The following is a 14,009-nucleotide window of genomic DNA, read 5'->3' as shown; positions in this document are numbered from 1 at the left end:
GCCTGACATGCTCCCCCTGTTGTCCTCCACAGCCGACGCCGTGACGGCCGTCGGCAGCGCTGACCTGATCTCCCTCGCGGTCGAGACCACCCCCACCGAGGACGCACCGGACACCGGTGGCCTCGCGGACTTCCTCCGTGGTTTCTTCGGGCCGCTCTTCCTCGTCATCGTGTCCATCGTGGCGATCTTCTTCCTGTTCACCAGGGAGATCACGCGCTTCATGCAGTTCATCATCCTGGCGATCTTCATCGGGATCGTCTTCTACGTCCCCGGCATCATCGAGGTCATCGCGGTGGCGATCGCCCGAGCGATGGGTGTGTCGACGGAATAGGGTCGGAACAGGCGAGGGAGGCCGGAAACGTGGATCTGCCCACGTACACCAACATCTGGCGTATCGAGAAGCGGCTGTACAAGCTCTACGATTTCCGGCTGCCCATGCCACTTCCGGTGGGGACCTTCGGGGTCGCCCTGGGGGTGTTCGCGCTCTGGGTGGTGCTGCTGAGCATCGTCAACGCCCCGTTCGACTTCGGCAACGGCTGGCACCTGGTGCTCTGGGTCGTCCCGCCGGGTGTGATCACCGTGCTCGCCACCCGGCCGGTGATCGAGGGCAAGCGCCTCACGGAGCTGCTCATCTCGCAGGCGCGCTTCCTCACGGAGGCCCGCGTGTTCACCCGGCTCGCCCCCGAGTACGAGCCGTCCGAGATCCGGGTCTCGGTGCGTGTGTGGCACCGCCACCCCGACGCCGGGCCCCTGCCGCTGACCCGGAGCGCCGCCCGCCGTGCCCAGGCCGAGGAGGCCTTGGAGCTCGAAGCCGAGGGGGCGGCCGACGAAGGGGCCGAGGCGGCCGACGAGGCGGTCGGGGAAGCCCTCGCCGAGGAGCGCGTGGAGGGCCGCCTCCGGACGTCCCGCGAGCTCAGGGCGGCGCGTGAGGCCGCCCCGCCACTGCGCGGGGTACCCACCCCCGAGCCCGCCCCTGTGTCCACGCGCTCTCCCGTTTCCTCCCCCGAACCCGAACCCGAACCCGAACCCGTCCCGCACTCCGTTCCGGAACCCGACGCCCCAGAGGACACCCCCGCCCGGAAGGTCCCCGTCGCTGCCGCTGCCACGTCGGGCGCGCAGAACTCGGCCCGCTCCGGGAATCCCCCGAGCGAGGAGGCCGAGGCAGTGACGGAGCAGAAGGACGAGAACGAGTGGTTCGAACACCGTGCCGCCGCCACCGACCTTCCCGAGCACGGAGGCGAGCGTCCCCGCGGGGTGGGACGCCGCGTCCTGAACTACTTCGGCTTCGGCCTCGAAACACCGCCCCCGGACCGCGACCAGGACGGCGGTGACCACGGCCTTGCCCGCGGGGACGGGGACCGGGGGGACCCCTTCGAGGGCGAGCTGTCGCAGGAACACGACTTCGGAGAGCCGGTCTACGTGACCGAGGAGGATGAGCAGCGCGACCGCGACGAGTGGTTCGCCCAGCTGCGCGCCTCCTCTGGACACACCCCGCTCGGCCTGACCTCCAAGGGGGCTTACGCCTCCAGCGACACCGGAGCCATGAGCAGTTCCGAACTCTCTGAGGCGGTCCGCCCGAGGGAGCGCTCGTCGAGCGGCCCGGACGGTCGGCGCCGTGCCGAGGAGATCATGTCCGCCCCCGAGCCAGCTGCCCGGCCCGAGCCCGCGTCGGAAGAGGGGGCGGCCGCCGCACGCCGCCTGCGCGGCCGTGTCCAGGGGATCAGGGTCGCCAAGGACCTCGCCGACCGCCGCGAGGACGTCGCCGAACCGGAGGAGAGCCCGGCGGAGAGCACGGGGCAGAGTCCTGCGGAAGGCAAGGAGCAGGGCCGGGAGAAGGGACCGCAGGCGGCGGCCGAGTCCGCCCCGGTGCGGGAACGCGCCCGCCAGGCCCCGCCCGCACGGCCCGCCCGTGCCCAGGGCCGCGCCCTGCCCGCCACGGACCCCGGCGGCACCGCCGAGCCGCCGCCGAAGGACCGGCCCGAGCCGCGCCGCAAGGGCCGGCCGCACGCCGCCCCGTGGGCGATCGGCGCGGACGGTGAGCGGTCGGCCAAGGGCCGGAGCGACTACCCGGACGTGTCCGACTACGCCGCCCGCTACGCGGCCGCCACGGGCCGTCCTGCCGCCGCCAAGAACGTCTCGGCCGCCCCGTGGCTGCCTCCGGCCTCCGCCGACCCGGAAGGGCAGGGCGCCGAGGAGACGACCGGACCCGAGGAGAAGGCCGAACCCGAGGAGACGGTCGGCCCCGAGGGCAGGACCGCCGCGGCTGAGCAGGAGTCCCAGGCCGACAACGCGCCCGGCGATGTCGGCGACGCCGATCACATCGGCCGTTCCGAGGCGGGCCCGCAGTCCTCGCACGCCGCCCGTTCCGCGCCGCAGGCCAAGCCGCCGCTGGAGCTGGACCACGGCACCGGCGAGCAGGCGGCCATGCCGGCGGAGCCCGGGGAGGAAGACACCGGTGAGCGCGGCCCGGAGTGGACCGAACACATGTCCGTGCTCGACCAGCACCTGATCAAGGCCGACACCCCGGCCCCGCCGCGCCCCAAGTTCGCCGACGCCGTGCCCTCCAAGGAGCGGGACAGCGAGAACCGGGATCCGTCCGAGTGGTTCGACGACGGCAAGCGCCACCACCCGGACCAGCCCAGGGTCGGGGACCGCGACAACCCGGTCATCGCGGTCAGCGAGATCCGCGAGGAGCGCCGCGCCGCCGCGCAGGCCCGTGAGCAGGAGGCCCGGGAACAGGAAGCGCGCGAGCAGGAGGCCCGGGAACAGGAAGCGCGCGAGCAGGAGGCCCGGGAGCAGGAGGCCCGGGAACGGGCGGCCGAGGAGGAGGCCGCGGCGGCTGAGCGGCGTGCCGCGGATAAGGCTGCCGAAGCGGCCAACGACCCCAAGCCGTCCACCCAGCTGGACCACGGAACCGGCGAGCTCGTGAGCTTCGTCGAGGTCCGCAAGGAACCGAAGGCCGAGACCGAACCCGAGCGCAAACCCGAGCGCAAACCCGAAGCCAGGACCGAAGCCGAAGCCAAAGCCGAGCCCGAACCGGCCCGCCGCCCCACCGAGTCGGAGCTGGCCGAAGCCGAGGACGCGGCCCTGCGCTCCCGGCGCCGGGAGCCCGCCCCTGCCCCTGCCTCGGAGACACCGAGCGAGCCGGGCACCGAGGGCGCGGTCGGGCACGACCCCCATGACGGGGTCTTCCACCGGGTCGCGCAGAACGCCCGGCGTATCGGCCAGCTCTTCGGACAGACCGCACCGGGTGAGGAACCGGACCCGCCCAAGCGCCCCGAGCCCGAAACCGGCGCGGCGGCCGGGCACGGCGCCCCGTCGGCTTCCGAACCCGCGGCCGACACCGGACATGCCGGGCACGCCCAGGCCCGTGAAGAGTCCGCACAGGAGGAACCCGCCAAGCCGGACCTGGAGCTGGATCACGGCACGGGCGAGCAGGACCGCCTGGGCGACACCCCCAGCGGGGTCCCCGCGCAGCGTCCCGAAACCCCGCCGGCCAAGACCGCCGAACCCGCCTCGGAGTCCGGCGGTACCCGCGGCTGGCGCCGCCTGGCCAAGGTCGTGACCGGGGGAGCGGCCCCGGTCCGCTCCGACCTGCCCGCCAGCGACATCGAACGGTTGCGCTCCCCGCTCGCCGAACCGCGCTCCCTGGTCGTCCTCGGCTGCACGGGCGGCGCCGGGCAGACGGTGACCGCCCTGATGATCGGGCACACCCTCGCCGCGCACCGTGACGACCGCGTGGTGGCCGTCGACGTCAACCCCGGGCCGAACGGGCTGTCCCGCCGGATCGGCGCCCAGGCCCCGGAGACCCTCACGGCCCTGCTGGCCAACGCGGACTCCGTGGACGAGTACGAGCGGATGCGCGCCTACGCGGGCCGCGCCGGGACCGGTCTGGAGGTCGTACAGACACTCGACGACCCCTACGTGCAGACCTTGGACGACCGCGACTACGGGCAGCTCTCGAACCTGCTCGGCGGGTTCTACGGGGTCACCCTGCTGGACCCGGCCGCCACCGGTGTGGCCCGGGCGCTGCCGGTCGCTGACGGGCTGGTCCTGGTCGCTCCGGCCAGCGCGGACGCCGAGCGCGCGGTCTCGATGACCTTCGAGTGGCTCGACGGCAACGGTTACAGCAACCTCAGGGCCAACTCGGTCCTGGTCGTCAACGGTGTGAGCAAGCGCAGCCTGCCGGACGTGGACGCCGCCGAACGCGTGGCCCGCGGCCGCTGCCGCGCGATCGTGCGGATCCCGTGGGACGACCACCTGGGGTCCTCGTACACCAAGATCGACGTCGGTGCTCTGCGCTCGGCCACCAAGCGCGCCCACGGTGCCCTGGGCGGGGTCCTTGTGAACTCGGTGGCCCCGGCCTCGACTCCCTGACGTTGCTTCGGACAGTTGGCACCTGTGAGTCGGTGCCTATGGGCGATAGCGGGAGCGGGGTGGGTGTGCCCGTGGGGGTGTTGGTCTTGTGCGGGTTGCCCCGTTTCCTGCCGCTTGATGGTGGCCGTCTCCGCTGCGCGCGTCAAGGTCGTCGCCATCGAGCGCTTCGCGCATCATTGGCGCTCCACCTTGACCCGCTTCGCTGCGACGGCGGGTGGGCGGCAGTCAGGAAACGGGGGGCGTGTGGTCGGGGTGGCGACGGGTCCGGCCTTCGGCCGGGTACTGCTCCGAGTCTGCGGCCCGGTCCGGCCGTGGCCGGCCGGGTTCCTTCCCGTGGGTCTGGTTGTGTCGGCAGGCGCGTCGCAATCTAGTGGCCGGTCGGCGACGAAGGGCCCGTTCAGGCGGGGCGGGTGGCTGGGCGCGTCCCACCGGTCTGGCGGCTCGGTGGTGGGTGGCCTATACGGGTGCGGGTGGTGTCGGTGAACCGGTCGGGTGTGGGTTCCAGGGCATCGAACCCCCCTGTTGGAGTCATTTTGGGCGCCGAGATTGCCTCCTGGGAGGGGGTTCACTGGCCCGGGTGCTTCCGGGAGGGGGCTCGGTGCCCCAGGCGCCCCCATGTGGGGGTAGCGGGCGCCCCCCGGTGGGCGCCCCACACGGAGGTAGACCCGGTGTCTGAAACTGGCCCGGCGAAGATGACCGCTGTGTCCGAAACCGGTTCATCCCCGATGATCTTGCCCCCAGCTCCACCCTCGGCCGTCGAGGGTTGAGACAGGGGCAAGATCATCGTTGGAAAGGGGGCCCACCCCTGACCGAAAGTCCGGTGGGACGCGCCCGGCCATGCGCCCGGCCTGTTCGGGTCCTTCGTCGCTGGCTGGTCACTGGATTGGGACGCGCTGGCCGATGAAGCCGGGCGGATGGGCAGGGATCCGGCCGGTCACGGCCGGACCGGGCGAAGCCCGGCCCTTCGGGCCGAAGGCCCGGGGCCCGAAGGGCCCCTTGGGGCCCCGACCACACGTCCCCCGTTTCCTGACTGCCGCCCACCCGCCGTCGCAGCGAAGCGGGTCAAGGTGGAGCGCCACCGATAGCGCGCCAGCGCTTCGACGGCGACGACCTTGACGCGCGCAGCGGAGACGGCCACCATCAAGCGGCAGGAAACGGGGCAACCCGCACTGGCGCGGAATCCTCGCCCCAGTAGGCAATCCCCACTCCAGCGGGGCACCCCCACTCCAGCGGGGCACCCCCACTCCAGCGGGGCACCCCCACTCCAGCGGGGCACCCCCACTCCAGCGGGGCACCCCCACTCCAGGTGGGTAGAGCCGGTTCTGGTGGGTGGGGCCGGCCGTCCCAGCCGGACACGCCTAGGAGGTCCGGTTGCCTCCGGCCACCTGTTCCGCTTCGACGCGGTCGGCTTCGGTGACCACGCGGCGCAGGGCGGGGACGGACAGCGCGAAGGCCACCAGGATCAGCGTCCCGGAGGCGAGGGGCACGTAGTACAGCTCCACGCGCCCCAACAGTCCGGCCAGGAGCGCGGCGACGGGCCCGAACGCCGTCCCCGACACCGCGACGATCGACATCACCCGGCCCAGCTGGTGGCGGGGCACGATGAGCTGGATGGCGCCGAGCATGACGATGTTGGACGCGGTGATCACGAAGCCGAGAACGACCCAGGCGGCGACGGCCGCGTAGGCGTTGGGTGCCAGGCCGAAGCCGAGGAAGCACAGCCCCGTGAGGGAGAACAGGACCAGTTCCAGCCGAAAGCGGCCGACCCGCACGACCATCGGTCCCGCGGCGGCGGCGCCGAGCACGGCGCCGACCGCGGAGGAGCCGACGAACACGCCGTACAGCGAGGGCGGTACCCCGAAGTGGTCCTGGGCCAGCAGCACCACGACTGCGCTCAGCCCCATGAAGCCGGCGTTCAGCGCGATGTTGGGGAGCAGGATGGGACCCAGGGAACTGCCCCGGAAGACGAAGGTGAACCCCGCGCGCAGGTCTGCCAGGGGAGAGGGCCGCGCACCGGGTTCGGCGCCGTCACCGGCGGGGGCCGCGGGGCGGCGCACCGCCAGGGGCAGGCCCAGCAGGACCAGGGCGCCCAGCAGGTAGGCGGCACTGTTGGCGGCCAGCGGCAGGGCGGCCGCCACGGCGAACAGCAGACCGGCCAGGGGGCTGCCCGCGAAGTCCTGCGTGACGGTCTTGCCGCCTTCGAGGCGGCCGTTGGCGCGGTCGATGGTCCCGGCGCGGGCGACGGCCGGGAGCACCGCCCGCCCGGCGACGTCGTAGAACACCTCACCGGTCATGACGGCGAACATCACCGCGTACAGGACCCAGATGGTCGCCTGGTCGGCGGCGACGAGCGCGGCCAGCGCGACCATGGCGCCCGCGCGGACGACGTTGGCGCCCACCATCAGGCGGACCCGGTCGAAGCGGTCCGCGATCACCCCGGCGGCCAGCCCGAACAGCAGCCAGGGCAGGTAGCGGGCGGCGATGAGCCCCGACACCAGGAGCGGGTCGTTGGTGAGCATCGCGGCCACCAGCGGCAGCGCGACGATCATCATGCCGTCGGCGAGGTTGCTGGACAGGCTTCCGATCCAGAACCGGTTGAAGTCGCGCCCCATGCCGCGCCCCATGCCGCGCGTCGAACCCCGCCCCGAGCCCTGTCCCATGCCCCGCCCTGCCGCTGTGTCGGTGCCGCCAGGAGGGACGGCGTTGCCCCTGGGGCTCACGGGTGAACCCCAGGGGTGGGCGATCCTACTGGCCCGCGGGCGTGGTGTCCCTGGAGGCCAGGAACTCCGGTCGGGCGTCGTTGGCGCTGAACGGCTTCGTGCAGGCGTTGTCCACGCTGTTGAACACCACGAACACGTTGGAGCGCGGGTACGGCGTGATGTTGCCGCCGGAGCCGTGCATGCAGTTGGAGTCGAACACGGTCGCCCCGCCGGCCCTGCCGGTGAGGACGTCGATGCCGTGCTGTTCGGCCAGCATCGTCAGGGACGGCTGGTCCGGGGTGCCCACGTGCTGGCTCTTCAGGGAGGAGCGGTAGTGGTCGTCCGGTGTCTCTCCCACGCACGACACGAAGGTCTTGTGCGACCCCGGCATGATCATCAGGGCGCCGTTGTGGGTGAAGTTATCGGTGAGCGCAACCGAGAAGCTGACGGCGCGCATGCGGGGCATGCCGTCCTCGGCGTGCCAGGTCTCGAAGTCCGAGTGCCAGTAGAACGATCCGCCGCCGAAGCCGGGCTTGTAGTTGACCCGGCTCTGGTGCACGTACACGTCGGAGCCCAGGATCTGGCGGGCGCGGTCGACGAGGCGGGGGTCGTTCACGAGATCGCGGAAGACCTTGCTCACCTTGTGTACCTCGAACACCGAGCGCACCTCGTCGGAGGTGGGTTCGACGACGACGCGCTCGTCGGCGCGCAGCGCGGGGTCGGTGCTCAGCCGCTTCAGTTCGGCCGTGTAGGCCTCCACCTCCTCGGGGCTGACGATCGACTCGACCTGCGTGTATCCGCGGCGGTCGTAGCCGTCGAGCTGTTCCGGGGTGAAGGGGCCGCCATCGGTGCCGTTCCAGATGACGGGGTCCCTGCGGTAGAGCAGGGCTGGCTCAGGGGCCTTGCGGGTCGGGTACTCGTCCGCGGTAGGAAGGTCCATTTGCAGAGTCATGCCGTTCCCCTCGGTGAGGGTGCTCCTCTCAGGTCGGGGTTTCTCCGTACGACTCGCGAACTTAACAAACTTACCCAGGGGGCATTTGTGGTGACCTTTCCGCCGTGTGTTTACAAGATTCCCGACTGGGTATTACTACTATACTATATGGGGGAAAATAGGGGGATCGGAGGCGGCCTTTTTGGTTCGCCTTCGGTTGTTCTCCGTGCTCACCTGCACGGTGTCGCCGAGGGTGACGGTCCGATAATCCGGGGCGCTCTGTTCTGCATCGTCCCAGGTCGTCCCTTTATGGCAATGGTTAGTCAAGCCTAAGGTGCCCGGTTGGAACTTTTCATGTGATCTATTTCACATGAACTCGGTGCGTCCGACGGTGCAATGGCTGCGCCCCCTCAAGCGCCCCACAAGCGCTCCCGCAGATGGCCTTGGCGCGGCCCGCTGTGCGGGCCCCGCAGCACTCTCCGTGATCCCCGTCGGTGTCCCGCGACCGCCCTCCGTGTCGATCGCGGTATCCCCGGCTTCACACGGAATTCTTCTTCCGGGGCTGGTGTAAAAGGGTTGATTACTACACAGTAGTCACGTCCGCTTTCCTCGACCCGCTCAAGAGGAGAAAACGTGCCCCCCTTCCCCCGCGCCCTCACGCGCACGCTGGCCGCGGCCGCCGCGGCTTCCATGGCAGTGGTGCTCGGCTGGTCCGCCCCCGCGTCGGCCGACCACGTCATGCCCCCGAACATCCCCAGCGACTCCGAGGCCCAGTCCCAGCTGGACTCGCTCACCGTCGCCCCCAAGGGCCCCCAGGACGGTTACGACCGAAGCCTCTTCCCCCACTGGAACGTGGTGGACAGCCCCTGCACGTCCCGCCAGGTCGTGCTCGAACGGGACGGCCACGACGTCGTCACCGACGAGAACTGCCAGCCGACCTCCGGGAGCTGGTGGAGCGCCTACGACGAGGAGTGGGTGGAGGACGACCCGGCCGACATCAGCGTCGACCACCTGGTCGCCCTGAGCGAGGCATGGAAGACCGGAGCCGCTGACTGGTCCACTGAGCAGCGCACCGAGTTCGCCAACGACGTCAGCTCGCCCCAGCTATGGCTGGCCACCCCGTCGAGCAACAGCGCCAAGGGCGACCTGGACCCGTCGGAGTGGATGCCCGACAACACCGACGTGCACTGCGACTACGCCAAGTCCTGGATCACCGTGAAGTACGACTACGACCTCACGATCACATCCACGGAGGAGTCCAGCCTCCAAAGCACCCTCGGCACCGCCTGCTAACCCCGCTCAGGCTCGACGCCGGCTGCCTCGACGCCCCCTAGGTCGCGCCGCTGGCCTCCGGGCCGACGTTGCCTTCCCGGACGTTTTCCTGGTCGTTCCCTTCCTGGAGGTGAATCTCCTCCAGGAAGGACGCGACCTCGGTGTTGACGCGTTCGGGTTCGTCGAGCGGAGCCAGGTGCCCGGCGTCCGGGATGCTCAGGAACCTGCCCCCGGGCGCCAGCCTCGCGGCCCTGAGTACGATCTCCTCCCGGATGCCGGGCAGCTTGTCGTGCTCGCCGTGCATCCACAGGGACGGGACCGCGAGCTTGTGCAGCCGCGGGGCGAAGTTCACCCGCATCCGCCAGGGCCCGAACATCTCGATCTGCCAGTCGTCCAGCGCGCCCTCACGGTGGCGGAGCCCGTCGCGCAGCTCGTCCATGACGATGTCCATCAGCTCGTCGAAGTCACGCGTGTCCTCGCCGTGCGTGTGGACCCCCGCCATCGTCTTCCGCATCCAGCTGGGGGAGTTCATCCATTTCAGGTACCAGCGCATGAGCGGCCCGCGCCGCGACATCAGCCAGATGAGGAACTGCCACGGTCGGGAGTCCTCTAGGGCGCCGGGGCCGATGGCGACCAGCGCGTTGACGCGTTCGGGGCGGGCGAGCGCGTAACCCGTCCCGACCCCGCCTCCCATGGACAGTCCGACGATCGCGGTCCGCTCGATGCCGAGCTCGTCGAGCAGCTCGTCGATGGTCCGCTCGATACGGGGCTGGTCCACGGTGCCCGTCCAGGGGCGGGACCCGCCGTGCCGGGGCAGGTCCGGGACCACGACGTTCCACTTCGTCGCCAGCGCAGGCACGAGGTGGCGCCAGATGATGTGGGCGTTGTCGAGCATCGAGCCGTGCAGGAGCAGCACCGGCGGGGCGTCGGTGGGCCCGGCCCGGTGCACACGCAGTGGGCCTTCGCTCAGGCGTAGGTCCTGGTAGCTGTCGTACATGTCGGTGGAACGGTTCGTCATGTCGGTCCCCTCAGGTCGTTCATGTCGGTTCTCTCTGGTGGTTCTGGTCGTTCTGGACGGTCAGGTTGTCGAGCAGCTCGGAGTGGGCTTTGCGGGCGGCTTCGGTGTCCCTGGGGCCGTCGGTCGACTCCCAGCCGGCGGAGATCAGGTCGCCGACCATGTCCACGGTCCGGCTCAGCTGGTCGACTGAGATCGGGCCCAGCGCGGCCGAGGCGTTGATGAGCCCCACGGAGAACACCGACATCACCAGCGACGCGGCGGCGGGATCGACGTCGGCCCGCACCAGCCCCGCCCGCTGCAGCTCGGCGGTGTACTCGGTGAGCCAGTCCAGGCGCGGCCGGTAGCGGTCGGGCCCCTTGTCGGTGACGAAGTCGCCCAGGGTCTCGGAGTCGGCCAGGTAGAAGGCGAGCATCAGCTCGTCGGCCAGCAGCGCCCGCAGGCCGATGCGGTACGCGGCGGACAGCGTGACCGGTTCCTCGAACGCGGCGACCTCGGCGCGCACCGTCCGGGTCAGGGAGCGCACGGACCGGTTCAGCAGCGCTTCGAGGAGGTCCTGCTTGGCGGGGAACTCCAGGTAGAGCGCGCCCTTGGCGACCCCCGCGCTCTTGGCGATGCCGGACATCGTGGCGCGCTGGTAGCCCTTCTCCAGGATGATCGAGCGCGCGTGGTCCAGGATCACGTTGGCGCGGTCGGGGATGGTGGGGCGAGGGATGTCGGTCTCCTTCGTTCGATCGTAGTGACCATATTAAGATATTTGGTCACTACGGTCCAGAGGCCCCCCGGAAATCTCCGGCGAATCCCCCGAGAATCCACGTCAGTGCTGGTCCCAGCCCCTGCCCGGATCACCCCGCTCGCTTTTCGGCCTCATCCCGCGATTCCGGCCCGTCCCGGGTTCCTGGCGCACCGAGGCCTCGGCTTCTCAGTGCTCGCCGGATGCAGCACTATGGGTGATGGCTATAGCCACAGGGCGGAACTCGTCAGCGCTGTCACGAGGAAGGGCTAGCAGATGACCGGCACCAGGGGCACCCGGGGCGCGACCCGCCTCGCCGTCCGCTACTTCGACGACCGCGTGCTCTTCAGCGACAACGAGGCCTGGGCCTACTTCCGGCTCCCCACGGTGTCCTACGAGTTCACCACCCCCGAGGAACGCCAGGCGCTCGCCACCAACATCACCATCGCGCTCGCGGCCATCCGCATGAACGACGCCGAGGTGCACCTGCGCGTCGCCCACCGCACCTACCCGGCGGCCCAGTGGGCCACCAGGCTGGACGGGACCGCCGACGGCGGGTCGGGCTGGTACGAGTACCTCGACGAGATGTACCGGCACGTGTGGGCCAAGGACTTCTGGACCAAGGAGGTCTACCTCGGCGTCCGGCTCGGCATCCGCAACGCCAGCGTCGGCATGGGCCTGTTCGCGGGGATCTTCGGCGCCTACCAGCGCACCGAGCAGGTCCTCGGGATCAACGACGACTCCATCGACGAGAAGGAGATCGCCCGCTGGACCGATCAGTCCGAGCGGCTGGGCCGCGCCCTCATGGCCAGCTCCCTGCACGCCCGGCACGCCACCTCCGACGAGGTCGCATGGCTCATCCGGCACGCGGTCAGCGGCACCGCCGAGGAGATCCTCCCCTCCGCCGCGGGCCGCCGCACCTGGGGCCGGGGCGAGATCGAGCAGCTCGTGGACGGGGTCATCCACAACGGGCGGTCCATGCTGCGGCTGGAGCAGCCCGCCGGGTCCACGTACGTGGCCTTCCTGTCGTTCTCCCGCTTCCCGGACCTCATGCCCTTCCCCGACGGCGAACCGTGGCTGCACCACGCGGACGCGCTGCCGTTCCCCGTCGAGCTCTCACTCCGCATGAAGCTCGTCCCGCCGGCGAAGGCCTCCAAAGACGTGGGCCGCAAGCTCGCGCACGCCCGCGACATGGACGCCCACATCCGCGAGGCCGGGGTGGAGGCGCCCATCGCTCTGGCCGAGCAGATCGACGCCGCCCGCATGCTGGAGCACGGCATCACCAAGGAGCGCCTGCCGTTCGTGTACGGCTGGCACCGCCTCATGGTCTCGGCGCCCACCGAGCGGCTCCTGGGCCAGCACGTCGAGGCGGTCGTGGAGCACTACCGCGACATCGGCATCGACGTCATCAACTCCACCGGCGACCAGTTCTCCCTGCTCAGCGAGTCGCTGCCGGGCGACCGTATCCGCCTCAACGCCTACGCCCAGCGCCAGCCGCTGCGCACCATCGCGGGCGGGATGCCCACGGCCACCGTCGACGTCGGCGACCGGGTGGACGGCTCGGGCGGCGGCTGGGTCGGCCCCTACGTCGGCGAGACCATCGGCCGGGCCCGTTCCATCGTGCACTTCGACCCCATGGTCGCCGCGGCCCGCAACCGCCCCACCGCCATCGCCATCACGGGTGAGCCCGGCGGCGGCAAGACCACGCTCGCGCTGCTGATGATCTACCAGCTGGCCCTGCGCGGGGTGACGGTCGCCGCCATCGACCCCAAGGGCGACGCGGAGTCCCTCGTGGAGCTGCTCCAGCACCGCGGCCGCAAGGCGCGGATCATGTCCCTGGGGTCGGCTCAGCCCGGCCTCCTGGACCCCTTCGCCTTCGGCGACGACCTCTCCGCCAAGAAGACCATGGCCACCGAGACGCTGCGCCTGCTGCTGCCCCGGATGAGCGAGGAGCGCGAGTCGGCGATGATCCAGGCGGTCGCCACCGTCGCCAACCAGCCCCAGCCGTCCCTGGCCAAGGTCGTCGACCACCTCGTCTCCTCCGACGACGCCGCCTCGCGCAACCTGGGCGCGGTGCTGGGCTCGATGGCGGAGATGCGCCTGGCCTCGCTGTGCTTCGACCCCCAGGGCGAGGCGCGCATCGACACCGAGGGGTGGACCACGGTCTTCACCCTGGGCGGGCTCACCCTGCCCGACTCCGGCGTGCGCCGCGACGACTACTCCTACGAGCAGCGGCTGTCCGTGGCCCTGCTGTACCTGGTCTCCCAGTTCGCCCGGCGCCTGATGAACGGCCTGGACCGGCGCCTGCCCAAGGCGATCTTCCTCGACGAGGCCTGGGCGGTCACCTCCACCCCCGAGGGCGCCAAGCTCGTCCCCGAGGTCTCCCGGATGGGCCGCTCCCGCAACACCGCGCTCATCCTCGTGTCCCAGAACGCGGGCGACATGCTCAACGAGCAGGTCACCAACTGCCTCTCCTCGGTGTTCGCCTTCCGTTCCAGCGAGGCGCACGAGGTCGCCGACGTGATGTCGCTGCTCGGCGTGGACAGCAACGAGGACCACATGGCGGTGCTGCGCAATCTCGGTAACGGCGAGTGCCTCTACCGCGACCTCGACGGCCGCGCCGGGCGGATCGGGGTCGACCTGGTCTCCGAGGGCCTGCTGCGCTGGCTGGACACCAACCCCACCCGCGAGCGGCCCGCCAGCGAGACCCTGGTGTCCCTCGACGGCCGAGGCCGGTAGGGGCCGGTAGGGGTCGTTAGGGGCCGCTCCGGCAGGTGAGGGCCGGTGGAAGTGGGCCGGTAGTCAGGGCCGGTCCGCTGTGGGACAGACCGTTCCCGTGCAGGTCAGGTAGGTTCTTGCCCGATTTTTGGGGACAACGGGGACAAAGCGGTGCGAGGAGTCAGGTTCGGGGCGCGACCAGGATGGGGATCAAGGAGGGTATCGCCTTCCGACCACCTCTCCTCCTCCGCTGACTCACCCCGC

At 70.9% G+C, this 14,009-nt stretch carries 8 protein-coding genes; 4 read left to right on the top strand and 4 right to left on the bottom strand.

The features are described 5' to 3' along the window. Positions 1-7 precede the first annotated feature (7 nt). Together ACYVDG_RS00660 and ACYVDG_RS00655 are read left to right on the top strand one after the other, a co-directional pair. On the top strand, positions 8-331 hold the full coding sequence (locus tag ACYVDG_RS00660; protein ID WP_460745630.1) for a hypothetical protein: 324 nt from the start codon (positions 8-10) through the stop codon (positions 329-331). A 29-nt stretch (positions 332-360) separates the two neighbouring features. Continuing rightward, positions 361-4,377: a TcpE family conjugal transfer membrane protein gene (locus ACYVDG_RS00655; RefSeq protein ID WP_460745628.1), complete on the top strand. Its 4,017-nt coding sequence runs from the start codon at positions 361-363 to the stop codon at positions 4,375-4,377. 1,358 nt (positions 4,378-5,735) lie between these two features. On the opposite strand, the gene ACYVDG_RS00650 is transcribed toward ACYVDG_RS00655, so the two are convergent. Then, the gene (locus ACYVDG_RS00650) at positions 5,736-7,037 is read right to left on the bottom strand and encodes an MFS transporter (RefSeq protein WP_460745626.1); all 1,302 of its coding nucleotides are present in this window, start codon (positions 7,035-7,037) and stop codon (positions 5,736-5,738) included. 85 nt (positions 7,038-7,122) lie between these two features. Then, a complete protein-coding gene (gene thpD, locus ACYVDG_RS00645) occupies positions 7,123-8,028 on the bottom strand; it encodes an ectoine hydroxylase (RefSeq protein WP_460745624.1) in 906 nt (301 codons plus the stop codon). Between the two features lie 612 nt (positions 8,029-8,640). Here thpD and ACYVDG_RS00640 point away from each other — a divergent pair. Next, positions 8,641-9,300, top strand: coding sequence for a GmrSD restriction endonuclease domain-containing protein (locus tag ACYVDG_RS00640; protein ID WP_460745622.1), 660 nt, complete (start codon positions 8,641-8,643; stop codon positions 9,298-9,300). 37 nt (positions 9,301-9,337) lie between these two features. Here the strand turns inward: ACYVDG_RS00640 and ACYVDG_RS00635 are convergent, their stop codons facing one another. Both ACYVDG_RS00635 and ACYVDG_RS00630 read right to left on the bottom strand, forming a co-directional pair. Then, positions 9,338-10,297, bottom strand: a complete 960-nt coding sequence (locus tag ACYVDG_RS00635; protein ID WP_460745619.1) for an alpha/beta fold hydrolase — start codon at positions 10,295-10,297, stop codon at positions 9,338-9,340. A gap of 19 nt (positions 10,298-10,316) precedes the next feature. Further along, positions 10,317-10,976 carry a TetR/AcrR family transcriptional regulator gene (locus tag ACYVDG_RS00630; RefSeq protein ID WP_460745616.1) on the bottom strand — a complete coding sequence of 220 codons (660 nt, stop codon included), beginning with the start codon at positions 10,974-10,976 and terminating at the stop codon, positions 10,317-10,319. A 327-nt stretch (positions 10,977-11,303) separates the two neighbouring features. Between ACYVDG_RS00630 and ACYVDG_RS00625 the strand changes: the two genes are divergently transcribed. Further along, positions 11,304-13,766 carry an ATP-binding protein gene (locus ACYVDG_RS00625; protein WP_460745615.1) on the top strand — a complete coding sequence of 821 codons (2,463 nt, stop codon included), beginning with the start codon at positions 11,304-11,306 and terminating at the stop codon, positions 13,764-13,766. Positions 13,767-14,009 lie beyond the last annotated feature (243 nt).

It is taken from the genome of Nocardiopsis oceani (assembly GCF_054777395.1).
Note: the sequence above shows the minus strand (reverse complement) of the source record. Positions and strands in the feature narration are given on the sequence as shown.